Origin of the sequence: Chryseobacterium cucumeris, from assembly GCF_001593385.1 — a bacterium.
Taxonomy (GTDB): domain Bacteria; phylum Bacteroidota; class Bacteroidia; order Flavobacteriales; family Weeksellaceae; genus Chryseobacterium; species Chryseobacterium cucumeris.
The window spans coordinates 653,535-678,311 of the sequence record NZ_LUVZ01000012.1 but is presented as its reverse complement, the minus strand read 5'-3'; the positions used below and the strand labels follow the sequence as shown (position 1 = coordinate 678,311).

The following is a 24,777-nucleotide window of genomic DNA, read 5'->3' as shown; positions in this document are numbered from 1 at the left end:
TCTTAGTTCTTTTTAAATGGTAAACCGAAGTGAGTTAATAATGCTTTAGCTTCTTTATCTGTTTTCGCAGTAGTAACGAAAGTGATGTCCATCCCTTGGATTTTTTTCACTTTGTCAATTACGATTTCAGGGAAGATAATCTGCTCAGTAATACCTAAGTTGTAGTTACCTCTACCATCGAAACCATCAGCTTTGATTCCAGAGAAATCTCTGATACGAGGCAAAGCAGAAGCAGTAAGTCTGTCTAAGAATTCATACATTCTGTCAGCTCTCAATGTTACTTTAGCACCTACCGGCATTCCTTTTCTCAATTTGAAAGCAGCTTCGTCTTTTTTAGAGATTGTACCAACAGCCTTTTGACCAGTGATATTTGTAAGCTCTTCTACAGCATAATCAATGATTTTCTTGTCTGCAGTAGCATCACCTAAACCTTGTGATACAACGATTTTCTCTAATTTAGGTACTTGCATTACTGACTTATACCCGAATTCTTCCATCATTGCAGGAACAATTGTCTCTTTATATGCTTTTTTGGGTCTTGCTATATATTCCATGTGTTATTTAAAATTATAAAGTTTCACCCGTTTTTTTGTTGATTCTTACTTTCTTATCTCCTTCGATTTTGTAACCTACTTTGATAGCTTTTCCGTCTTTACCAACTAAAGCTACGTTTGAGATATGAATAGAAGCTTCCTTCTCAGTAATTCCTCCTTGAGGATTAGAAGCTGAAGGCTTAACGTGTTTTTTAACGATGTTAAGTCCTGCAACGATTACTCTTGGGTCTCTACCTTCTTTCTTGATCACTTCAATAACTTCACCAGTCTTACCCTTGATATCTTTCTTACCAGTAGTAATGATTACGTTATCTCCTCTTTTTATTTTTAACTTTGACATTTCTTTTAAAAATTTTTAAAATTAAAGTACTTCAGGAGCTAATGAAATGATTTTCATATATTCTTTGTCTCTCAACTCACGAGCAACTGGTCCGAAAACACGCGTTCCTCTCATTTCTCCCGCTGCGTTTAGTAATACACAAGCATTGTCGTCGAATTTGATGTATGAACCATCTTTTCTTCTTACTGCTTTTTTAGTTCTTACTACTACAGCTTTAGATACCTGACCTTTTTTAGCATTTCCGGATGGTGTAGAATCCTTGATCGTAACAACGATTTTATCACCAACTGAAGCATATCTTCTTCTGGTTCCTCCCAGAACTCTGATCACTAGTACTTCTTTAGCACCTGTGTTATCAGCAACTTTTAATCTTGATTCTGTTTGTAACATTATTACTTAGCTTTTTCAATGATTCTTACTAATCTCCATCTCTTGCTCTTGCTCAAAGGTCTAGTTTCTTGGATCAAAACTGTATCACCTTCTGTGCATTCGTTGTTCTCGTCGTGTGCAGTATATTTTTTCGTTTTCAAAACGAATTTACCGTACATCGGGTGCTTTACTCTTGTAGTTTCACTAACAACAATAGTTTTTTCCATTTTATTGCTGGAAACCACTCCGATTCTTTCTTTTCTTAAATTTCTATCCATTGTAAAATGAAATTATTGTTTGTTAGTTAACTCAGTGTTTAGTCTTGCGATTGTTTTTCTCAAATCTCTGATTTGAATCGGGTTTTCAATTGGGCTGATTGCATGAGCCAATTTCAATTTAGAATATTGAGCTTTTGCTTCAGTTAATTGAGCTTGAATATCACCCGCGCTTAAATTTTTAATATCAGCATTTTTCATTGTATTCAAAGATTATAGAGGTTTAACAAAATCGTTAGCAACGATGAATTTAGTAACTACTGGTAATTTTTGTGCAGCAAGTCTAAGAGCTTCTTTCGCAATTTCGTAAGGAACTCCTCCAACTTCGAACATAATTTTACCTGGTTTTACTACAGCTACCCAATATTCAACAGCACCCTTACCTTTACCCATACGTACTTCCGCTGGTTTCTTAGTAATTGGCTTATCTGGGAAGATTTTGATCCATAGTTGACCTTCTCTCTTCATATATCTCGTCGCAGCGATACGAGCCGCTTCAATCTGTCTTGCAGTGATCCAAGCTCCTTCCGTTGCTTTGATCCCAAAAGTTCCGTAAGCAAGTTGACTACCTCTCTGGGCATTCCCCTTCATCTTCATCTTGTGAACTCTACGGAATTTGGTTCTTTTTGGTTGTAACATAATTTCTAAATTTTAGATTTTAGATTTTAGATTTTAGATTTTTTTTAATTTTAAAAAAGTAACGGTAATTTAAAATTCAAAATTTCTAATCTAAAATTTTAATTATTATTGTTATTGTTGTTGTTTTTTCTAGGTCTTCTGTTGTCTCTGTCTCCTCCTCTGTTTCCTCTGTCTGACTGACCTCCTTTTTTCTGTTGTCCCACTAGTGGAGAAAGTTCTCTTTTACCGTAAACTTCACCTTTCATGATCCAAACTTTAACCCCTAGTCTACCGTAAGTAGTGTGAGCTTCTGCCCAGTGGTAATCGATATCAGCTCTGAAAGTTGACAATGGAATTCTTCCTTCTTTGAAAGATTCTGATCTTGCCATTTCAGCTCCGTTTAATCTACCAGAGATTTGAACTTTGATACCTTCAGCACCCATTCTCATAGTACTTGCCATTGCCATTTTAACAGCTCTTCTGTAAGAAATTCTGTTTTCAATTTGCTTAGAAATACTATCAGCAACTAGTACAGCATCTAATTCAGGTCTTTTGATTTCGAAAATGTTGATTTGAATATCCTTACCAGTCAATTTCTTCAACTCTTCTTTCAATTTATCAACTTCCTGACCTCCTTTACCGATAATAAGTCCCGGTCTAGCAGTAGTAATAGTTACTGTAACTAATTTTAAAGTTCTTTCAATATAAATTTTTGAAATACCACCTTTAGATAATCTAGCTTCAAGGTATCTTCTGATTTTGTAGTCTTCAGCGATTCTGTCTCCATAATCGTTTCCACCAAACCAGTTAGAATCCCATCCTCTGATGATACCTAATCTGTTACCAATTGGATTTGTCTTCTGTCCCATACCTTGATTAATTTTCTTTGTTACCTAAGATTAATGTAACGTGGTTAGATCTTTTTCTGATTCTATACCCTCTACCTTGTGGAGCTGGTCTTAGTCTCTTCAATTGTCTTGCACTATCCACAAATATTTCTTTAACGATAAGGTTTGCTTCCTCGATGTCAGCACCTTCGTTTTTCACTTGCCAGTTAGCCATAGCAGAAAGAAGTAATTTCTCTAACTTGTTAGAAGCATCCTTCTTAGAATATTTTAGGATATAAAGTGCTTTGTCTACCTGCTCTCCTCTAATGATATCAGCAACTAATCTCATTTTTCTTGGAGAAGACGGGCAATTATTTAATGAAGCTTTTACAACGTCTTTGTTAGCTTCTTTTCTTGCGATTGAACTATCTTGTTTTCTTGATCCCATGATTATCTGCTTCCTTTGTTTTTGTTACCACCATGACCTCTGAAAGATCTTGTTGGAGAAAATTCGCCTAACTTGTGACCAACCATGTTTTCTGTAACGTAAACAGGGATAAAAGATTTCCCGTTGTGTACAGCAATAGTTTGTCCTACGAAGTCCGGAGAGATCATAGATGCTCTAGACCAAGTTTTGATAACTGTCTTCTTACCAGACTCTATATTTGCCTGAACCTTCTTATCTAAAGTATGATGAATGAACGGTCCTTTTTTAAGTGATCTTGCCATAATTATTTTCTTTTAGATACGATGTAACGGTTAGACACTTTGTTTTTCTTTCTAGTTTTGTAACCTTTAGCCGGTTTACCGTTTCTAGATCTTGGGTGACCTCCTGAAGAACGTCCTTCACCACCACCCATTGGGTGATCTACTGGGTTCATTACAACCGCTCTTGTTCTTGGTCTTCTACCTAACCATCTGCTTCTACCAGCCTTACCTGATACAGTTAATTGGTGATCTGAGTTGGAAACAGAACCAATCATTGCCATACATTCAGTAAGGATCATTCTTGATTCTCCTGAAGGTAACTTGATGATTGCATATTTACCATCTCTGGAAGTTAATTGAGCTGAAGAACCAGCACTTCTTGCTAAAATTGCACCTTGTCCAGGCTTCATTTCAACACAAGAGATTACAGTACCCAATGGAATATTTTTCAATTTCATTGCGTTACCTACGTTTGGTTCAACGCTTTCTCCTGATACTACTTTCTGATCAACTTTGATACCGTTTGGAGCGATGATATATCTCTTCTCTCCGTCTGCGTACTCTAATAAAGCGATAAATGCAGTTCTGTTTGGATCGTATTCTACAGATTTTACAGTTGCTTCAACGTTTGCTTTGTTTCTTTTGAAGTCAATAATTCTGTATTTCTTTTTGTGTCCACCTCCGGTGTAACGCATGGTCATTTTACCTGTTTGGTTACGTCCACCTGACTTTTTAATACCAACTGTTAGAGATTTCTCTGGTTTGTTGGTAGTAATTTCCTCAAAATTGTTTACAATTCTGAATCTCTGTCCCGGGGTGATAGGTTTTAATTTTCTAACAGACATTACTATTATTTATAATTAATAATTAATTTACAGCAAAAATATCGATAACCTCACCTTCAGCAAGTTTGATTACCGCTTTTTTCAATTTATTTGTCTTTCCTACTTGAAGACCTTTTTTAGTGTATTTTGAAGAAACCTTCGGAGCATAAATCATTGTGTTAACGTCTGCTACTTTTACACCGTAAGCTGCTTCAACAGCTTTTTTGATCTCGATTTTATTCGCCTTAGGATTCACTAAGAAAGAATAAGAACCTCTTAAATCTGTAAGGTAATTAGCCTTTTCTGAAATAACTGGTTTAATAATAACTGACATGATTTATTTCTTTAAATTTTCCTGGAATTTTTCAACTGCACCTTCGAAGAAAATGATCTCACCAGCGTTTACTAAATCGTAAGAACTGATCTCGTTGAAGTTCATTACTTTAGTTTTAGGTAAGTTTCTTGAAGATAAATACACATTCTTATTAGCTTCAGGAAGAACGAATAAAGATTTTTTACCGTTAAGTTCCAATGCATTTAATACATTGATGAAATCTTTAGTCTTAGGAGCGTCAAAGCTCACATCTTCTAAAACTTTAATGCTGTTGTCTCTCATTTTCTGAGATAAAACAGATTTCTTAGCTAATCTCTTAAGAGCTTTGTTCAATTTGAATCTGTAGTCTCTTGGTTTTGGTCCGAATACTCTACCTCCACCTCTGAATACTGGAGATTTGATATCACCGTATCTAGCAGATCCTGATCCTTTTTGCTTCTTAAGCTTTTTAGTAGAAGCAGTAATTTCGCTTCTTTCTTTTGCTTTATGAGTACCTTGTCTTTGAGCAGCAAGATACTGCTTAACTTCTAAGTAAACCGCGTGCTGATTTGGCTCAATTCCGAATACTGTTTCGTCTAGAGTTACTTTTCTTCCGGTCTCTTTTCCTGATGTATTTAATACTACTAGTTCCATTTTCTGATAATTACATAAGAATTTTTAGCTCCCGGAACAGCACCTTTTACTACTAAAAGATTTTGTTCTTGATCAACTTTTAACACTTGAAGGTTTTGAACAGTTACCTGCTTACCTCCCATTCTTCCAGCCATTCTCATCCCTTTGAATACTCTTGAAGGGTCTGAACCAGCACCGATAGAACCTGGAGCTCTAAGTCTGTTGTGCTGACCATGAGTTGCCTGCATTACACCTCCAAATCCGTGTCTCTTAACAACACCCTGGAAGCCTTTACCTTTTGAAGTTCCTGTTACGTCAACATATTCACCTTCAGCGAATAGATCAACTTTTACTTCTTCTCCTACTTTTACTTCATCAACGAATTCTCTGTAGAATTCTACTAATTTAGCTTTAGGAGCAGAACCAGCCTTTTTAAAATGACCAGCTAACGCTTTACCAACGTTCTTCTCACTCTTGTCATCGAAACCTAACTGAACAGCTTTATAACCGTCTTTTTCTAAGGTTCTGACCTGTAAAACCGAGCATGGACCAGCTTGAATAACTGTACAAGGAATGTTTTTTCCTTCTTCGTTAAACAAAGACGTCATACCGATTTTTTTACCAATAATACCTGACATTGTTTATATTATAATAAAATTTATCCTTTATTTATCACCATTTTTCGGAAGTCTGAAGTAATTTCTACTTTTGATATAGGCATACTACGCCCCTAAAATGAGTGTGCAAATTTATGAATAATTTTGTAACTGACAAATATTTAGACTAAAATATTTTGATTTTTAATCAATTAGATGATTTTGAAAAAATTCAGAACCAATTCCCCAAAGATTTATTTTGATTTTTAAAAAGAATTTAGGATGAAGATCTTATTGAGCCATCACCTTCACTCCCACTTCTTCCAGTCCAGCCCTGTCTTCAGCACAAATACCACTATCCGTAATAAGATAATCCACCTGATCTAAGGCTGCAATCTTTCCGAATCCTTTCTTATTTAATTTGGAAGAATCCGCAAGAATTACTGTCTGATCTGCACACTCCATCATAATCTGATTCAGATGAGCTTCTGCTGCATTGGAAGTACTGATTCCGAACTCCGGATCAATTCCGTCCACTCCCAGAAAAAGTTTATTGCATGAAAACTGTTTTAGAATTCCTTCAGAAATAGAACCTACAATAGAAGTAGAGCTTTTTCGCACTTCACCTCCCAGCTGTATAATATTAATATTAGGATTATTGCAAAGTTCAATCGCCACCCGTAAAGAAGATGTCAATACCGTAAGCGGCCCAAAGTTCACCAGCATCCTCGCAAGATAATGCATGGTTGTTCCGGACGCCAGTATAATACAGTCATTTTCCTGAATCAATGACAGTGCAGTTTTCGCAATAGCCTGTTTTGCTTCCACATTGATGCTTTCTTTCTCCCCTACATTTTTTTCATAAGCATATCTTACCTGCTTACTTGCTCCTCCATGATTTCTGAAAAGAAGCCCCAGGCTTTCGAGATAATTCAGATCCTTTCGGATCGTAACTGAAGAAACATTGAGCTTTTCGCACAGATCCTGAACAAGTACATGCCCTTTCTCATCCAGCTCTTTAAGTATTTCATCCTGCCTTGGTAATAGCTTTTCCATTTTATTCGTTTCATCAAAATTACCGATTTTTTCCGATATTTTAAAATTTCATTTATTTTCTTTTTGCTTTCATTTTTAATTTATATATTTGAAAACGAAACATAAACGAAACATTTATGAAACGAAACGAAGAACTCAGTAAGTTAACCAATGTAAAAGAATGGGACTTTATTGTCATAGGAGGAGGAGCCAGTGGTTTAGGTTCAGCATTAGATGCGGTAAGCAGGGGATTCAAAACTTTATTGCTTGAATCTCATGACTTCGCAAAAGCAACATCCAGCAGAAGTACCAAATTGGTACACGGCGGAGTTAGATATCTCGCTCAGGGAGATGTCGGATTGGTAAAAGAAGCATTAAAAGAAAGAGGACTCTTAGCAAAGAACGCAGCACATATTGTAAAAAATCAGTCTTTTATTATTCCTAACTATACCTGGTGGGGAGGAATCTACTATAAGATAGGTTTATCTGTTTATGATTTCCTTGCGGGAAAACTAAGTTTGGGTAAAACGAAATACATCAGCAAAGCGAAAACCGTTGAAAAGCTTCCTACTATTGAACAAAATCACTTAATGAGTGGTGTTGTTTACCAGGATGGACAGTTTGACGACGCCAGACTTGCCATTAATCTTACCCAGACGATTATTGAAAAAGGAGGAAGTGCTGTTAACTATGTGAAAGTAATCAACCTTTTGAAAGATGCTTCTGATAAAGTAGTAGGCGTAGTTGCTGAAGACCAGTTTTCTAAACAGCAATATCAGATCCATGGTAAAGTAGTCATCAATGCCACTGGTGTATTTACGAATGACATTCTTAATATGAACAACCCTAAGCATGGTAAATTGGTTGTACCAAGCCAGGGAATTCACCTGGTACTGGATAAATCTTTCCTGAAAAGCGATGATGCCATCATGATTCCAAAAACATCAGACGGCAGGGTTTTATTTGTTGTGCCGTGGCACGACAGAGCCTTGGTGGGAACCACCGATACTCTTTTAAAGGATGAAAGCTTTGAGCCTCGTGCACTGGAAGAAGAAATCAGCTTTGTTTTAAATACAGCAAGACAATATCTAGCTAAAAAACCAACCCGTGAAGATGTGAAATCAGTTTTCGCAGGTCTTCGTCCGCTTGCCGCTCCTAAAGATGGAAGCAAAAGCACCAAAGAAGTTTCCCGTAGCCATAAAGTTATTACTTCAGAATCCGGATTAGTTTCTATTATCGGAGGAAAATGGACTACTTACCGTAAAATGGCAGAAGATACTGTAAACGAAGCCATGAAAGTTCACAGATTGGGAAATAGCCCATCAAAAACAGAGCATATGTCCATCCACGGAAATGTAAAACCAGAACAGGTAGACAGAACCAATCATCTGTATGTGTACGGATCTGATATTCCGGCTATCAAAAGATTACAGGAAAGTAATCCGCGCTATGCTCAAAAAATCCATCCTGATCATCCCTTTACTGTAGCAGAAGTGGTATGGGCCGTAAGAGCTGAAATGGCAGAAACCATTGAAGATATCCTGGCAAGAAGAGTACGTCTGCTTTTCCTGGATGCCAGAGCAGCGATAGACAGCGCTCATAACGTAGCAAGAATCATTGCTGAAGAAAAAGGATATTCTGAAGAATGGGCGCAGCAGCAGGAAAATGAATTCATTGAACTGGCAAGAGGATATTTACTGACTCCTTATTCACCTAAAGTTATCAACCTAAATTAGCATTATATACATGAATGAAAAACTAATTCTCGCTCTAGACCAGGGAACAACTTCCTCCAGAGCGATTCTCTTCAATCACAGTGGAGAAATAGAATATGTATCTCAAAAAGATTTCAGACAAATATTTCCTACTCCGGGTTGGGTAGAACACGATCCAAACGAAATCTGGTCTTCACAGATCTCTGTAGCAGCCGAAGTTATTGCAAAAGCCGGAATCTCCGGATTGGAAGTTGCCGCTATCGGGATTACCAACCAACGTGAAACTACCATTGTTTGGGATAAGGAAACCGGCGAACCTATCTACAATGCTATTGTATGGCAGGACCGAAGAACTTCAAAATACTGCGACGAACTGAAAGATCAGGGACATGCAGAAACCATCAAAGAAAAAACAGGATTGGTTCTGGACGCTTACTTTTCAGCGACCAAGCTGAAATGGATTGTTGATAATGTAGAAGGAGCAAGACAGAAAGCCGAAGAGGGAAAATTATGTTTCGGAACCGTTGATACCTGGCTTGTATGGAAACTGACTCGCGGAAAAATGTTTATTACAGACGTTTCCAATGCCAGCAGAACAATGCTTCTGAATATTCATACTTTAGAATGGGACAATGATTTATTAGAATTGTTTGACATTCCAAGAAACATTCTTCCTGAAGTAAAGCAAAGCAGTGAAATATATGGAGAAACAGCAACTACCCTTTTCTCTACCAAAATTCCAATCGCAGGTATTGCTGGTGACCAACAGGCTGCCCTGTTCGGGCAGATGTGTACCACTCCGGGAATGGTGAAAAATACTTACGGAACAGGATGCTTCTTATTAATGAACACAGGAACAGAAGCCGTTTCTTCTAAAAACAATCTTCTCACTACTGTAGCGTGGAAGATCAATGGAGAAGTAAATTATGCACTGGAAGGAAGTGTATTCGTAGGAGGCGCTGCTATTCAATGGCTAAGAGATGGTCTTAAGCTTATACGTTCTTCTGAAGAGGTAAACAAACTGGCAGCTTCTGTACCAGATAATGGTGGTGTTTACTTCGTACCTGCACTGACAGGTCTTGGCGCGCCTTACTGGGATCAGTATGCCCGCGGAACCATTGTAGGAATTACCAGAGGAACTACCGATGCACACATCGCAAGAGCAACATTGGAAGGGATTGCATTTCAGGTATATGAGATCGTAAAAGCAATGGAAGCAGATTCAGGAAGAGCAAGTCTTGAATTAAGAGTAGACGGTGGTGCTTCTGCAAGTGATCTTCTGATGCAGATCCAGTCTGACTTATTTGGATTTAAAATAACAAGACCAAAGACATTGGAAACTACCGCTCTTGGAGCAGCCTACCTTGCAGGACTTGCAGTAGGATACTGGAAAAGTATTGACGAAATCCAGGAGCAATGGATTGTAGACAAAGACTTCCACCCTCAATTAAACAGAGAACAAGTGGATAAAATGACCCACTTCTGGAAGAAAGCGGTAAAAAGCGCTCAAAGCTGGATAGAAGATTAATTCACCCATCAAAAAAAACTTATATGACCCCATTTATTGCAGAAGTTATCGGAACGATGCTTCTTATATTGTTAGGCAACGGTGTTGTAGCCAATGTTGTCTTAAAAGATACGAAAGGAAATAATTCCGGATGGATTGTTATTACTACCGCATGGGCACTGGCCGTATTTGTGGGAGTAACCGTTGCAGGGCCAATAAGTGGGGCCCATCTGAATCCGGCTGTAACCATTGGTCTTGCGACAGCAGGAAAGTTTTCGTGGGACCTGGTTCCCTCTTATATTGCAGCCCAAATGATTGGAGGAATGCTGGGTGCATTTTTAGTGTGGCTGTTTCATAAAGATCATTTTGCCATTACAGAAGATGAAGGTGCAAAACTGGCATGTTTCAGTACAGGTCCGGCCATCAGAAAAACATCTTCCAATCTTATCAGTGAGATCATCGGAACGTTTGTACTGGTATTCTGTGTCTTCTACTTTGCAGATCCAAGTATTTCTTTACAGGCAGACCCAACAGCTAAAGTAGGATTAGGTTCTATTGGAGCCATTCCCGTTACGTTTGTAGTGTGGGCAATTGGTTTATCTCTGGGAGGAACTACAGGCTATGCCATTAACCCGGCAAGAGATCTTGCCCCAAGAATTATGCATACCATTTTGCCCGTAAAAGGCAGCAGTGACTGGAGCTATGCGTGGATTCCTGTAGTAGGTCCGGTTACCGGAGCGATTATCGCAGCAATATTATATGGATTTTTAAAATAAAACACATGATGAGAAAAATCTTAAAAGGGATCTTCTTTCTTGTTTTAGGAACAGGAAAACTACTTTCACAGGAAAGTGCTGAAGCCAAGGAATCCAAAGAAGGAAGACTTGATTTTACAGCCAACATTCAGAATAATCATTTATGGAGAGGTCTTATCATTACTGATAAACCTGTTGTAATGGGAAATCTGTCGTATGCCCTGGATGCAGAGAAAAAATGGAAGGTAGGAATCTGGGGAGCATCTGCACTGGCGGATGACAAAGACAACACTCATTATAAAGAGATCAATTATTATATTCAATATTCTGACGGACGTTTTTATATCGGGCTATGGGATCTTTACAACTCCCGAAACATCAATACTGCAGTGGCTGCTGATGATATCTTCAGCTATTCACAAAGAAGAACTGCTCATATTATTGATTTAAGGACCAACTATACTTTCGGACCATCATTCCCGATCAATATTGAGGCTGATATCATGCTGTATGGGGGTGCCAATGCAGGAGAAGTAATTCTGGAAGCTGATGGAAGTTACAAAAAGAACAGATATTCTACCTATGTACAGGCGAGCTATCCTGTTATTAAGGGACAGAAAGTCAATCTGGATGCATTTGTAGGAGCCGGGTTTGCGCTCAATGATAAAACGTTCTTATATGGCAATGGCAAAAACAGCTTTGACATCGTAAATGTAGGTTTGAAGGCCGGAAAAGTGGTTAAGATTACTGATCATTACAGCCTTCCGGTATCCATGATGGCGATGTGGAATCCATCGAATAAGTTTGCAAGGATTCAGCTTGCGGCAACCGTTTTTTAATCTGATTTTAACTCATTATAGAAAGCCACTCCCAAAAGAAGTGGCTTTATTGTTATAAAAAACTTTCAGTGAAAGAGATTTTGTACAACACATCTTTTAAACAACCGTGTTTTTACGGTGAATGTTTTTGCTTAAAAATCTTTACTTTTGAAAAAAATATCTATGAAAAAGTTTTTCAGTATAATGAGTCTGTGCATCAGTATTTTTACGTGGGCACAGCAGACAGAACTTCCTTTTATCGGATACAGAGCTTTTGATATCATGAAAGGATATAGCGGCACAGGTACTCCTCATTATTATCTGGATCTCAAAAATAATGGTGATGTACATTTTGGATACGTTCAGGTGAATCAGGCCAGCGGAGAAGAAACCACGGAAGAAATCAATGCAGGGAAATATGCTCCTAATAAGGTCATGAAAGTGGTCTTTAAAAAATATGAGGAAACGTTTTTCGTAAAGTTTGATAAAGAAAAAATTTACCTTACGGATGAAAAAGGAAATGTTAAGAATCTTGAAGGTTGCTGCTCATCAACTGAGAGCGTTAATAAAGAAACCTGCACCTGCGAAAGCGAATTTTTTAAGTAGTACAATATAGAGAAAAAGCCACTCCATTTGGGGTGGTTTTCTTGTTGTGTAAAACCACCCCGTCAAATTACAAATTTGCCACCCCTCCGGAGGAGGGGAATCGTTATACAACCTACTGCATTTGAACAAATCATACTACATCAATACAATATTTTTTGCTTATTACCTTTAATCACCGGGATTTTACGGTTTATATTCTGCCAAAATATCTTTAATTTTGAAGGGTGATTTACACCAATGAAACATTTTAAAATTTTATTTCTATTTCTCCTCTTTCTTACTGTATCATGCAACAGGAAAGAGAATCATCCTTACACTTTCTATTACTGGAAAACCAAACTGAAGCTTGACAATACAGAAAAGAAAGCATTGGATAAAGCTACGGTTCCTTACTTATACACCAGATTCTTTGATGTAGATAAAGTAAACGGAAAATTTCAGCCAGTAGCAGTGATTACCAAGGGCCAGAGTTTTCAGACAGACAAACAGATTGTTCCTACGGTTTTCATTACCAATCAGACCTTGCTGGGGATCTCTGCAGATGAGATCCGATTTCTGGCAGAAAGCATTCATCTTTTAATTCAAAAGAAAACAGAAGAATATCATCTCAAAACCAATAACGAAATTCAAATTGACTGCGACTGGACTGCGGGAACACGAAATGACTATTTTAAACTTCTGAAAGAGCTCAAAAGGATTTCCGGAAAAGAAATAACCTGTACGCTTCGTCTTCATCAGGTGAAAGATAAAAAGCAGACCGGAATTCCTCCCGCGGAAAAAGTATACCTGATGTGTTACTCCACTTCTTCACCTCTGGAAAAATCTGATAAGAATTCTATTCTGGATGTGAATATTCTGAAAAGCTACCTTTTAAAGATGGAAGACTATCCTATCAAAAAGATTGAGATGGCACTTCCCATTTATTCATGGGGAATTGTTACCAATCATTTAGGAAAACACAGACTTATTAATGCCTTATCGAAAAGAGATCTGGAAAACTCCAGTTTCAAAAAAATTTCACATCACGAAGTTGAAGTCATGAAAGACGGATTCTACTTCGGAAGCTATTTGAATAAAGGTTTCAAAATAAAGGCAGAAGAAATCTCTGAAGAACAGCTTAATGATGTTATTGGGTTTTTACAGAAAAAAATCCCGCATTTTAATATCATTTATTATCAATTAGATAGTAAATTTGTGTCAGACCGGAAATTTTAATCTCCTGGAGATAGAGGCATACTTGCCAGAACACTACCATCATACAATATTAAAACTAAAAAAACACTGCACACCCTATGAAAAAGTATATTCTTTCACTTGCGGTTGTATCACTTTTCTATACACAATCTGACGCCTGCGCGTGGTCGGATCCTGATTATGATTACTTCAACCTTTTTACGCAAACTATCATCAAGGATAAGGCTTACCTTCCTTTCCTGCACAATTACTCCAGCAGATTTTATGGAGGATATAATTCTGCATTGATTCCTGATGATAATGTGGAAACATGGAAAAAGTTTTTTAACAATCAGCTGAGCTATTCTGAAACCCAGAATCTGGTGTATAAGATCAGTATGAACGACCTGAATGCTTTAAAGAACGGAAACCCAACCAACCCTCTTTTACAAAAGCTACGCACCGGATTTTACCAGAAATATAAGGAAGGTATTGATTATTTGATTGAAGCCAAATATCTTGAGCCTTATATGAGCATCAATTATATAGAAAGTGAAAACTCATTCTATTACGACAGGGATGCCAACAGAAAAAATGCTACTGCTCTTGATTATCATAAAACCATCGCTGCTTTAACCTCTTTGTACAACGCAGCGAGAAATCCTGAAATCAAGCAGCGTTACGGATATCAGCTGGTACGTCTTAATCATTATACAAGAAATTACGATTCTGCCGTACAGGCATTCAAAACGTATGTTGCTCCTATCAAATTAAAAGGAACGGTGTACTTTATGTCCTTGGACCAGCTGGCAGGAGCACAGCGGGGATTGGAAATGAACAGTGATGCCAACTGGAACTTCTTCCAGGTATTCATGAACAGTAAAGACCGTAAGGAATCTGCATTTGTTTCGATGAAACTTTCAGACACGGCCTCTTTCAGCAATATCATGAAAAGAGCCAACACGAATGAAGAAAAGAATATGGCTTACTTCCTTTTAGGATATGAGGACTTCAACAATCCTATTCCGATGATGGAAAAGATGTATGAAATTGATCCAGATTCCGAGATTCTGAAGGTAATGGCTGCCAGAAGTATTAACGAGCTTGAAAGAAGCTATCTGCCTACCTATTACTACACTTCAGATGCTCAAAAAGCAACGACAAAGGAAAATTCAACGGATAACACCTCAAAAGATACATCTGCAGATTCAACCAAAACTGAAGTGAAAGAAGAAAAACTTTCTTTCTGGCAGAAAATTGTAAGGTTCTTCAAAAATCTTTTCGGAGGTTCCAAATCTGATAAAACAGGGGATAATGCTAAAGCTGACCAAAGTGATGATGAGCTGTTCAGCAATCCGGACAGAATTCCATTCTATAACAGAACCGGTTATTACTACGACGAAAAAACACAGGACTTCCTGGACAGCCTTGAAAAATTCACAGATAAAACAAAAGAAAAGTCTAAAGATGAGTACTGGCAGATTGCAGATGCTTATCTTAAGTTTTTAAAGAAAGACTATAAACAAAGTTCTGAAATACTGAACGACATCAAAACGACCAATCCGGAATATCTGGAAGAGATCAAAAGAATGAAAGTTCTGAACGATATTGTTTCCCAGCCTAAAATTGATGCAGAGTATGAAGATCATCTGATGAAAGACTATGCAGAATACTTTGTAGAGAAAAAGGTAGAAAAAGATACATCCACTACAGATCAATTCGATTATTACGGTGAAGTGCCTTCAACGGCAGATTTCCTTAAGGATGTTATTGCGAACCGTTACTTCCTTCAGGGTGAGGATGGAAAATCATTCCTGATGAATAATAAGCTTTCGGATCTGCAGTATAATCCGAATTCCAGCCTGGTAAAAAGTGTGGAAGAGTTTTACAGAAAACCAAATAAAACACAGTTTGAACAGCAGATCATCGCCAAAAACATGGACAGCGTAGGTAATATTGATGCCTTCTTCAATACCATTTATGGAGACAGAGCCATGAGACTTGCCGATTTTGAAAAAGCAAAAGCTTATTATGAAAAAGCAAAAAGTTTTGCGGGTATTCCAAGACAAAATTATGAATGGACAGAAAAGAATGGGCAAACCATGACTCCAAAACAATATTCTCCTTCAGAATATAATGGATTTAAAAATATTTCAAATCTCGTATTCGGACATAATGTGTGGGAAAGTTTCGGAAGTGCTGACACCGAAAGTATGAAAGCAGAAAACTATACTGATTTCCCTTTCATCAAAACAAGCATGGACAAACTTGAGCTGGCAGATGCATTGATTCAATTGAAAAAGATCGGAAACGGTACGGGTGAAAAAGCGGCAAAAGCCAATCAGCTTATCGGAAACTTATTGTACAATACTTCTATTTTAGGATATTATCGTCAATTATTTGTTATGGATATCGACAACAGCAACGGAGGTAAATATGATTTCTGGAATACAGACAGAAAGAATCCTTACAAGTATTACTACAAAAACTTCCTTGATACTTCTTATATTGAACCTGATAATTTTGACCTGTCAATAAACTATTATCAAAAAGCACTTAAGCTTTCCAGTAATAAAGAGGAAAAAGCAAGAATCTTATTCCAGATGGCAAGTGCTGAACAGGGCAAGTATTACCAGTATGAAGCGAAAGCACCAAAAGACTTTGATTATTCTGATCCAAAATGGTCTGAAAAAGAAGATGCCAGACAAAAGGAAATGGACAACCTTAAAAACCAGAAATACAGAACCTATTTTGCTCAGTTGAAAGCTCAGTATTCTGATACTGAAACGACGAAGAACTTAATGGGAAGCTGTAGTTATTTCAACTATTTTATGAGATAGTATAAACCATAAAAAAACCTCTGAGTGATCAGAGGTTTTTATTTGATTGTTAACCGGATTATTTTTTTACAAACTTAGTGGTACTCTTTTCTTCTTTATTGGTAATAGTAATAAAGTAGATTCCTTTCACAAGAGTTCTTACATTAATTTTGCCTTCTCCTATTGTTCCTTTTGCAATCAACTGGCCTGGAGCATTAAAAATTTCATAAGAAGCACTGGAAGAGACATTCATCACATTCAATACATCTTCTACAGGGTTTGGATAGATTTTAACAGATTTCACATTTTCTCCTTCAGAAACTGCCAGTAGACTGGACACGGTAGCCTGCTTCACGGCATAGAAAACATTTCCGATTGCTGAAACTCTCAAGTGAATTGTTTTTCCGGCTAAAGATGCAGGGATGAAAACGTTTGCCGATCCGCTATTCGGAACTGATGCAGCAAGGACATTCCAGGATGCTCCCGCGTCTTCTGTATAATCAATTTTTACATTAGCTACATTATATGGAGCAGCTGTTGTTCCGGAAACAGTCCATGCAATTGCAGAGTTCACATTAGGTGTCAATGATGTTGTGTTTACAGTAAATGCCGCTGCAGAACCTACTACAACAGTTTGTGTAGCATAAGCAGTCTGAGCCTGTCCTCCTGGTTTGTTATCTCTTACTGTCACGCGGAAGTTAGTCGTTCTTGCTACCGTACTTGCAGCTTCAAAATCTGTTGTATTTTTTACAGCTCCTCCCAATACGGTTGCCAGCTTAGGGAAATATCTGGTAGGACTTGTGGTAGGCGCCCAGGATCTAAAGTTTGCTCCTGAACTTGTATTTCCGATATTGGTTTTGGTTACCCCTCCGGAAAGGCTACTTGAATTCACCTGTTCCCAGCAATAAGTCAGAGCATCACCATCTGGATCAGTTGCCGAAGCAGTCAGCACGAATGCTGTAGATTTCGGAATGGTATACGTCGTATTCATGGCCGTTACAACCGGCGGATTATTGGTGATTGGTGTTTCCACATCAACGGTTACCGCAGCAAGATTAGCCTGTACCTGATCAATACTTACACTATGAAAATAGGCATCTGAATGTGACTGAACAGACATACTTCCCCAAAGCCCCGCATATCCCATAATAGAACTTCCTGTACCTGGTTCTACATAAGTATTAGAACCCGTTCCTTCATCTCTGCTGAAAGTATGGTTATCTCCAAGCTGATGTCCCATCTCGTGTGCTACATAATCTATATCAAAGTTATCACCCTGTGGTATGCTATTCGCAGGGGAAGTAAAACCGCTTCCTTTGTAGTTATTTGGAGAAGGTAAATTATCACAATCAGGATTAATAGTTGTAGATGTATCATTATTTCCTATACAGCCTATACAGCCTGCATTTCCACCTCCTCCGGAAGCTCCGAACAAGTGACCTATATCAAAATTAGCATCTGTAACCCCATAAGCTCCTCCATGCAATGTATTCATCAGCTCATAATTCCATTTACACATCTGACTGGAATCACTGTAAGGATCGGTAGCTGCGTTAGTAAATATCAGGTTAGGAGCATCAATTGCATTGACATGAAGATTAAATTCTTTTTCAAATACACCGTTTACTCTTGATAAAGTAGCATTGATCTGTGTCAGTGCGCCAGCAACACCACCAAAATAGGCAGTATACTCACCTGTAACAGACATGGCCAATCTTAAGGTATGGAAGGTTTTATTATTTGATTTTGCTGCTGCTCCAGAATTCTTAAGCTTTTCAAGATTAGCCACAGCTTCTTTATCTTCTTTGGTAGAGCAGGCAAATGCATGTCCGCTTTTATTAGTCTTTCCATGTACGGAATAATAAGACTTATCAGACGTTGCAGGTTCTATAAATTCATATTGACCATCAGCACCAATAATCATAGACTGAAAATCATGGGGAGCAACACTGAATCTAATATATTTAGTAGGATCATCAACGCCAATTCCAACATAGGATCCCAGCTGGTATTTGTTAGCCAAAGTTTCATCCATTACTGGAAAACTACTGACTGTAAATTTCTCAATTTTGCCTTCAAGAGTTGGAATATTAATAGTGATGGGAGAACCTTCACCTATTTTAGGAGCTCTTAGCAGCTGTGTTCTTATCTGGTCAATATCAAGCTTGTAATAAACAGAATGATCACTTTTTTTTATTATTTTCTGCTGAGGCAATCCTCTGCTCCATTGGGCATTCGCGGATATTGCTAACAGGAATATCGGCAAACAAAATAATTTTACTTTCATATGTTTTTTCAATAAAAGTAAATATTTATTAAAACAAACACTAAAAACAAGATTAAAAATTAAAAACAACCACTGAAATCCATAATAACACCAATAAGAGAATTAAAAAAAACCATAATATTCAAAAATATTTAGAAAATTTTTAATTCTGTTTTTTATGTCCCTGTTTCTGTATCCATTCTTCATGTTTTCTTTTAAAGAACTCATATTTGTAATCATGATTCCTCTGTGCTGCATCAATGGAATGAGACGTATGGATATCCGCATCTTTTTTGGCCAGCTCACCCAGTTTTTCATAGTAGACATGGAGCTGATCCAGCTCTGCTTCTGTAAGATCTTCAATATCCACAATGCGATTGCTTGCTTTTTCGTGAGCCGCAATAAGCTCATTGAGTTTAATCTGTATGGCTTTGGAGTCTTTGTTTTGAGCTTTCTGAATGAGGAATACCATCAGAAAAGTAATGATTGTAGTTCCGGTGTTGATTACCAGCTGCCAGGTTTCAGAATAATTAAAAAAAGGTCCTGTTACTGCCCATATTACTACAATAATAAAGGCTCCTATAAAAGCATATGGACTTCCTGTAAATTTTACAGCCCAGTTTGAAAATTTCTCAAAAAAGCTATGGTTCATTTTTTCCATGGTGATCATTTTATAGATTGATTAAATGTATAAAATTAACAGGAATCAGGAATCATAAATACAAACAAAAACATTAAGACAATAGTACTGTCTTAATGTTTTCTAATTAAAATTGATATGAATGTTTGAAATATATTATTTGATTTTTCCTGAAAAACGGTTTTCAAGGTTTTGTTTTTCTTCCGCTATCATACTCTTTCCGATTTGAGCAGATGAAAATGGTTTTGGATAAAATGTATTATTCCAATGATCCTTCCAGGGAGAAATATTACCCCATGAATATATACTTCTGGGATTTGTGTAATGTCTTTCTATATTTTCTCTTGCTGTTTTCAGTTCTTCTTCGGATAAATGTTCTTCGGAACATGAGCTTAAACCGGCAACGGCAATTAATAATAAGAATACTGTTCTGCTAATTTTCATAATTTTTGTGTTAGAATTTATAGTTTACCTGTACAGCAAAGTTTCTTGGCTGGATCTGATCAATATATCCGCCTCTGAAATAAGAGTTATATCCTACGGAATCAAAAATATTATTGAAGAATCCTCTTAATCCTAATCCATTTTTGAAGGAATATCCTATTTGGGCATCTACCGTAGTATAGTGCGGCATGAAAAAAGGTTTTTCTCCAGGCTGGGTTCCGTTCACATGACCGTTTTCTGTATTGGTATATTTCTGTTTATAATCATCTACCGGTCTTTCTCCAACAAAATAAATTCCGGCTCCTACGTCAAGACCTGTAAGAATCCCCTTATCGAATTTATAATTCAACCATGCATTAGCAGAATGTTTAGGAGTATTAATAGGTGCTGAACCGTTCACAAATGAAGGACTGTCTTTATACTGTGCATCTACATAGGCCCATCCGGTCATTACCTGTAGGTTGGGAAGAATTTTACCTATCAACTCCACTTCTACACCTTGTCTTTTTAGGTTACCTGCAAGTGCATATTTCCCTGTAGGGTTTCCACCATCAAGAAGTTCATATGATAAATTATCCGTATTGATATCAAAAACGGTTACATTAAATCTCAATCTTTCATTCAGCCAGTCGGACTTAATTCCAGCCTCCCATTGTTTTGTAGTGGAAGCTCCAACAGTTCCACCGGTAAACAATACGTTATTGGAACTTCTCAACGCTGTAGTACTTGTATAGGAACCAAAGATGTTCATATTTTCAATCGGAGAAATCATAATTCCCAATGAAGGGTTCCATGCGTAGTCTTTTTCTTTATCCGAACCGATGAGTCTGCTATAACGAACTCCTAGATGAGCCTTTATATATTTGTTGAACGTAATAACATCCTGTGCCATTAATCCCATAGTAGGAGCTACCGTATTGATTGCATTAGCTGTTGATAAGTCTATATTAACTCCGGCAGGCAGGATATTGTTGATTTCATTCAGAACATTGATCTGGTCAACATCTTTTGCTTTATATGAAGTTGTAGTAACGTTAGATTCTTTCCAGTCAAAACCTACCTGGAAAGTATGTTTCATGAACCCTGTCATTACATCAGCACCAATAAAATCAAATTGGAATACCTTATTTAAATCTTCCCTGTCAGATCTTGTTAATGTTCTGTTACGGAATTCTGTCGGATTATCTCTCTTTAGAGGTGCCAGGGCTGCACCTACAATTTCGGTCTGATAGGATGAGCTCATATAAGCCGCTCTTACCTTCAATTTTTCAGTCAGTTTTCGTGTAACAGTTGTTGAAAAGTTGAATGTTTCAGTCTTTGCTTTATCTGTAGAAAAACCAAGGAATTTTCTACCTGGCATTCTGTATATTGCTTCTGTATCTCCTTTAGCAAGGTTTACAGTTCCTCTATCTGGTGTTGTATTGTTATGCATATAATCCATTTCCACTACAATCTCCGTTTTATCATCCGGACGAATGGCAATAGATGGATTTACATAAATACGTTCTGTATTAATAAATCTTCTGAAGCTGTTATTATTTTGGTAAGCAGCATTTAGTCTCACTGCAACTTTCCCCTGAGAATCTAGTACTCTCTGAAAATCGACTGTTGGTCTATAGAAATCCCAGCTTCCATATCTGAAACCTACATTAGTCTGGTTGATAAATTTGGGTACTTTAGTTACCACATTTATCACTCCACCTGCAGAGCCTAGACCATCCCCTATTCCTTGTGTAACGGCAGCAGAACCTTTAATTATCTGAATACTTTCTATTCCCTGCATATCGGTAAGCATTCCTGCAGTACGGAAATCAGAATCCATCTGGACTCCATTTTTTAAAACGGGTACTCCTCTGTATCCTCTGATAGACATACTTTCTCTGGTCCCTCCATAGCTGCCGAACTGAGTTACTCCCGGAACATTCTTTGCTACATCAGTAACCGTCAGCCCTCCAAGGTCTTCAATTACTTTATGCGAGATTACGGAAATACTCTGAATCTGGTCTCTGGTTTTTAAAGGCAATCTTGTGATTGCTTCCAAACCTTGCGGTTGCTTTTTTCTTTCACCGAATAATTCTACTTCATCAATTTCTTTCGACTTTTTGATAGAATCGTTAACTTTCTGTGCATTTACGAAAACCCCACCCAATACAAGCAGAGAAAAGGATACTACTTTATTCATCTGATAATTTTTTGCAAAATTATTATTTTTATTAATTCTAAATAAACAAATCAGTGTGACATATGTCACCATGAAAAGCCCGGCCAATATCAGATTATTAACCTAGTTCACAGACTCTTTAAGATCCCCAAATGGATTATCTGTATTATTAAGACAAAACCCAAGAAGATCTTTTATCATTATAGAAAGTACAATGCAAAAAAAGCCGATTTGATAAAATACAAACCGGCTTTTCTATTAATTTTTTAAAAGTCATAGTTATAAAAAAATCCGTCCCTGAAAAGGAACGGATTGTATAATCATTGCAAAGTATGCATTTATCACACTTTAATTTCAACGTCTACACCTGAAGGAAGTTCTAATTTCATTAGAGCATCAACAGTCTTAGAAGAAGAAGAGTAGATATCCATTAGTCTCTTGTGAGCTGAAAGTTGGAACTGCTCTCTTGCTTTCTTGTTTACGTGCGGAGATCTCAACACTGTGAAGATTCTCTTATTCGTTGGTAATGGAATAGGACCGTTTACAACAGCACCAGTAGCCTTTACCGTTTTTACGATTTTCTCAGCAGACTTGTCTACCAAGTTGTAATCGTAAGATTTTAGTTTTATTCTGATTCTTTGTGACATTTCTTTAATTTAAAAATTAACCTTTTGCTTTAGCTATGATTTCTTCAGCAACGTTTTGTGGAGTTGGTGCGTATTTCTCTAATTCCATAGAAGAAGTAGCTCTTCCTGATGAAAGTGTTCTTAGAGTTGTTACATATCCAAACATTTCAGAAAGTGGAACAGAACCTTTGATTACAACAGCTCCGTTTTTCTCTTCCTGGCCACTGATAGTACCTCTTCTCTTGTTAAGGTCACCAATGATGTTACCCATATATTCTTCCGGAGTTACAACTTCCAGTTTCATAATAGGCTCCATAATTACTGGTTTAGCAGCTTTACCAGCTTCTTTAAATCCTAGCTTAGCAGCCATTTCGAAAGAAAGAGCGTCAGAATCCACTGCGTGGAAAGATCCATCTTTAAGAGTAACTTTAATACCTTCAACTTCGAAACCAGCCAATGGACCGTTCTTCATTGCAGCTTTAAATCCTTTTTCAATTGCAGGAACGAATTCTCTAGGAACGTTACCACCTTTGATCTCATTGATGAATTCTAAACCAACTTTACCTTCGTCTGCAGGTCCTAGTTCAAATACAATGTCAGCAAATTTACCTTTACCTCCAGATTGCTTTTTGTAAACTTCTCTGTGGCTGGCAACTTTTGTTAAGTTTTCTTTGTACTCTACCTGAGGTTGTCCCTGGTTTACTTCAACCTTGAACTCTCTCTTCATACGGTCTACAATGATATCTAAGTGAAGCTCACCCATACCAGAGATGATCGTTTGTCCAGAAGCTTCGTCAGTTCTTACAGTAAACGTTGGATCTTCTTCAGCCAATTTAGCTAGAGCGTTACCCATTTTATCCTGGTCAGCTTTAGTTTTAGGCTCAACAGCGATACCGATTACCGGATCAGGGAAAACCATCGATTCAAGAACGATTGGGTTTTTCTCATCACACATCGTATCACCAGTTTTGATAGATTTGAATCCTACCGCTGCACCAATATCACCAGCTTCAATATATTCTACCGGGTTTTGTTTGTTAGCGTGCATCTGATAGATTCTTGAGATTCTTTCTTTATCTCCTGAACGAGAGTTCAAGATATAAGAACCAGCATCCAGTCTTCCAGAGTAAGCTCTGAAGAATGCTAATCTTCCCACGAATGGGTCAGTAGCAATCTTAAATGCTAAAGCTGCGAAAGGCTCATCTACAGATGGTTTTCTTGTAATTTCAGCGTCTGTTCTCGGATCAGTACCTTTGATATCATCTTTATCCAATGGAGAAGGCAAGTATTTACATACTGCATCCAACATAAACTGTACTCCTTTATTCTTGAATGAAGAACCACAAGTCATTGGGATAATAGATAAATCGATAGTAGCAGCTCTCAATGCAGCATTGATTTCTTCTTCTGTAATTGAATCCGGATCTTCGAAGAATTTCTCCATCAAAGTTTCGTCATACTCAGAAACAGCTTCTACTAGTTTTTCTCTATATTCAAGAACTTCATCTTTCATATCTTCAGGAATTGGCACTACTTCGAAAGTAGCTCCTTGTCCTGCTTCATCCCAGATGATCGCTCTGTTTTTAATTAAGTCAACAACCCCTTTGAAATCTTCTTCAGCACCGATTGGTAAAACGATTGGAACTGCGTTAGATCCTAACATTTCTTTAACCTGGTTTACCACGTTAAGGAAGTCAGCACCTTGTCTGTCCATTTTGTTTACGAATCCCATTCTTGCAACTTTGTAGTTGTCAGCAAGTCTCCAGTTTGTTTCAGACTGAGGCTCTACTCCATCTACTGCAGAAAATAAGAATACCAATCCATCCAATACTCTTAAAGATCTGTTTACCTCTACTGTGAAGTCAACGTGTCCCGGTGTATCAATGATGTTGAAGTGGTAAGGTTTAGTTTCTGGTAAAGCTTTTCCTTGATCTGTTGGAAAGTTCCAAGAACAAGTGGTAGCTGCAGAAGTAATAGTAATACCTCTTTCTGCTTCCTGCTCCATCCAGTCCATTGTAGAAGCACCATCGTGAACCTCTCCAATTTTGTGGTTTACCCCTGTATAGAATAGAATCCTTTCTGTAGTGGTAGTCTTACCTGCATCAATGTGAGCAGCGATACCAATATTTCTTGTAAATTTAAGATCTCTTCCCAT

Annotated in this window: 27 protein-coding genes; 7 read left to right on the top strand and 20 right to left on the bottom strand. The window is 37.5% G+C overall.

Translation table 11 applies throughout. The features are described 5' to 3' along the window. Window positions 1-2 precede the first annotated feature (2 nt). From rplE to A1704_RS11890, 14 genes are all read right to left on the bottom strand, one after another. Window positions 3-554 carry a 50S ribosomal protein L5 gene (gene rplE, locus A1704_RS11955; RefSeq protein ID WP_062673609.1) on the bottom strand — a complete coding sequence of 184 codons (552 nt, stop codon included), beginning with the start codon at window positions 552-554 and terminating at the stop codon, window positions 3-5. A 13-nt stretch (window positions 555-567) separates the two neighbouring features. Further along, window positions 568-894: a 50S ribosomal protein L24 gene (rplX, locus tag A1704_RS11950; RefSeq protein WP_029297774.1), complete on the bottom strand. Its 327-nt coding sequence runs from the start codon at window positions 892-894 to the stop codon at window positions 568-570. 21 nt (window positions 895-915) lie between these two features. Then, on the bottom strand, window positions 916-1,284 hold the full coding sequence (rplN, locus tag A1704_RS11945; RefSeq protein ID WP_002983226.1) for a 50S ribosomal protein L14: 369 nt from the start codon (window positions 1,282-1,284) through the stop codon (window positions 916-918). A gap of 2 nt (window positions 1,285-1,286) precedes the next feature. Continuing rightward, a complete protein-coding gene (rpsQ, locus tag A1704_RS11940; RefSeq protein ID WP_027371715.1) occupies window positions 1,287-1,541 on the bottom strand; it encodes a 30S ribosomal protein S17 in 255 nt (84 codons plus the stop codon). Between the two features lie 12 nt (window positions 1,542-1,553). Next, on the bottom strand, window positions 1,554-1,739 hold the full coding sequence (rpmC, locus tag A1704_RS11935; protein WP_034694678.1) for a 50S ribosomal protein L29: 186 nt from the start codon (window positions 1,737-1,739) through the stop codon (window positions 1,554-1,556). Between the two features lie 12 nt (window positions 1,740-1,751). Beyond that, a complete protein-coding gene (gene rplP, locus A1704_RS11930) occupies window positions 1,752-2,177 on the bottom strand; it encodes a 50S ribosomal protein L16 (RefSeq protein ID WP_034694677.1) in 426 nt (141 codons plus the stop codon). 98 nt (window positions 2,178-2,275) lie between these two features. Then, entirely contained in the window at window positions 2,276-3,025 is a 750-nt protein-coding gene (rpsC, locus tag A1704_RS11925; RefSeq protein WP_034694675.1) for a 30S ribosomal protein S3, read from the bottom strand. Between the two features lie 7 nt (window positions 3,026-3,032). Continuing rightward, entirely contained in the window at window positions 3,033-3,431 is a 399-nt protein-coding gene (rplV, locus tag A1704_RS11920; protein ID WP_002983214.1) for a 50S ribosomal protein L22, read from the bottom strand. 2 nt (window positions 3,432-3,433) lie between these two features. Further along, window positions 3,434-3,712 (bottom strand): 30S ribosomal protein S19, encoded by a 279-nt coding sequence (gene rpsS, locus A1704_RS11915; protein WP_002983209.1) that lies wholly within the window; start codon window positions 3,710-3,712, stop codon window positions 3,434-3,436. A 2-nt stretch (window positions 3,713-3,714) separates the two neighbouring features. Further along, entirely contained in the window at window positions 3,715-4,536 is an 822-nt protein-coding gene (gene rplB / locus A1704_RS11910) for a 50S ribosomal protein L2 (RefSeq protein WP_027381305.1), read from the bottom strand. Window positions 4,537-4,558: 22 nt separating this feature from the next. After that, window positions 4,559-4,849: a 50S ribosomal protein L23 gene (gene rplW, locus A1704_RS11905; RefSeq protein WP_002983204.1), complete on the bottom strand. Its 291-nt coding sequence runs from the start codon at window positions 4,847-4,849 to the stop codon at window positions 4,559-4,561. Between the two features lie 3 nt (window positions 4,850-4,852). Continuing rightward, window positions 4,853-5,482: a 50S ribosomal protein L4 gene (rplD, locus tag A1704_RS11900; RefSeq protein ID WP_034694672.1), complete on the bottom strand. Its 630-nt coding sequence runs from the start codon at window positions 5,480-5,482 to the stop codon at window positions 4,853-4,855. Further along, window positions 5,473-6,099, bottom strand: coding sequence for a 50S ribosomal protein L3 (gene rplC, locus A1704_RS11895; RefSeq protein WP_002983195.1), 627 nt, complete (start codon window positions 6,097-6,099; stop codon window positions 5,473-5,475). Before rplC ends, rplD begins: the two co-directional genes overlap by 10 nt. A gap of 249 nt (window positions 6,100-6,348) precedes the next feature. Further along, the gene (locus tag A1704_RS11890; protein WP_062673607.1) at window positions 6,349-7,113 is read right to left on the bottom strand and encodes a DeoR/GlpR family DNA-binding transcription regulator; all 765 of its coding nucleotides are present in this window, start codon (window positions 7,111-7,113) and stop codon (window positions 6,349-6,351) included. A 116-nt stretch (window positions 7,114-7,229) separates the two neighbouring features. On the opposite strand from A1704_RS11890, the gene A1704_RS11885 reads away from it, so the two are divergent. The 7 genes from A1704_RS11885 to A1704_RS25120 all read left to right on the top strand — a co-directional run bounded on the left by A1704_RS11885 (window position 7,230) and on the right by A1704_RS25120 (window position 16,506). Next, entirely contained in the window at window positions 7,230-8,828 is a 1,599-nt protein-coding gene (locus A1704_RS11885) for a glycerol-3-phosphate dehydrogenase/oxidase (protein WP_062673605.1), read from the top strand. A gap of 10 nt (window positions 8,829-8,838) precedes the next feature. Beyond that, the gene (gene glpK, locus A1704_RS11880; protein WP_062673603.1) at window positions 8,839-10,335 is read left to right on the top strand and encodes a glycerol kinase GlpK; all 1,497 of its coding nucleotides are present in this window, start codon (window positions 8,839-8,841) and stop codon (window positions 10,333-10,335) included. Window positions 10,336-10,358: 23 nt separating this feature from the next. Beyond that, on the top strand, window positions 10,359-11,090 hold the full coding sequence (locus A1704_RS11875) for an MIP/aquaporin family protein (RefSeq protein ID WP_062673601.1): 732 nt from the start codon (window positions 10,359-10,361) through the stop codon (window positions 11,088-11,090). A 5-nt stretch (window positions 11,091-11,095) separates the two neighbouring features. Further along, the gene (locus A1704_RS11870; protein ID WP_062673598.1) at window positions 11,096-11,908 is read left to right on the top strand and encodes a hypothetical protein; all 813 of its coding nucleotides are present in this window, start codon (window positions 11,096-11,098) and stop codon (window positions 11,906-11,908) included. A 162-nt stretch (window positions 11,909-12,070) separates the two neighbouring features. After that, a complete protein-coding gene (locus A1704_RS11865) occupies window positions 12,071-12,493 on the top strand; it encodes a hypothetical protein (RefSeq protein WP_062673596.1) in 423 nt (140 codons plus the stop codon). A gap of 237 nt (window positions 12,494-12,730) precedes the next feature. Continuing rightward, entirely contained in the window at window positions 12,731-13,708 is a 978-nt protein-coding gene (locus A1704_RS11860) for a hypothetical protein (protein ID WP_062673595.1), read from the top strand. A 77-nt stretch (window positions 13,709-13,785) separates the two neighbouring features. Beyond that, window positions 13,786-16,506 (top strand): hypothetical protein, encoded by a 2,721-nt coding sequence (locus A1704_RS25120; RefSeq protein WP_062673593.1) that lies wholly within the window; start codon window positions 13,786-13,788, stop codon window positions 16,504-16,506. Between the two features lie 58 nt (window positions 16,507-16,564). On the opposite strand, the gene A1704_RS11850 is transcribed toward A1704_RS25120, so the two are convergent. The 6 genes from A1704_RS11850 to fusA form a co-directional block, all read right to left on the bottom strand. Then, window positions 16,565-18,772, bottom strand: a complete 2,208-nt coding sequence (locus tag A1704_RS11850) for a zinc-dependent metalloprotease (protein ID WP_062673591.1) — start codon at window positions 18,770-18,772, stop codon at window positions 16,565-16,567. 142 nt (window positions 18,773-18,914) lie between these two features. Continuing rightward, the gene (locus A1704_RS11845; RefSeq protein WP_394361131.1) at window positions 18,915-19,421 is read right to left on the bottom strand and encodes a low affinity iron permease family protein; all 507 of its coding nucleotides are present in this window, start codon (window positions 19,419-19,421) and stop codon (window positions 18,915-18,917) included. Between the two features lie 126 nt (window positions 19,422-19,547). After that, window positions 19,548-19,835 (bottom strand): hypothetical protein, encoded by a 288-nt coding sequence (locus A1704_RS11840; protein ID WP_062673589.1) that lies wholly within the window; start codon window positions 19,833-19,835, stop codon window positions 19,548-19,550. Between the two features lie 10 nt (window positions 19,836-19,845). Further along, window positions 19,846-22,017, bottom strand: coding sequence for a TonB-dependent siderophore receptor (locus tag A1704_RS11835; protein ID WP_062673588.1), 2,172 nt, complete (start codon window positions 22,015-22,017; stop codon window positions 19,846-19,848). A 320-nt stretch (window positions 22,018-22,337) separates the two neighbouring features. Continuing rightward, window positions 22,338-22,643, bottom strand: coding sequence for a 30S ribosomal protein S10 (gene rpsJ, locus A1704_RS11830; protein ID WP_002661363.1), 306 nt, complete (start codon window positions 22,641-22,643; stop codon window positions 22,338-22,340). 16 nt (window positions 22,644-22,659) lie between these two features. Beyond that, window positions 22,660-24,777, bottom strand: a complete 2,118-nt coding sequence (gene fusA / locus A1704_RS11825; RefSeq protein WP_062673585.1) for an elongation factor G — start codon at window positions 24,775-24,777, stop codon at window positions 22,660-22,662.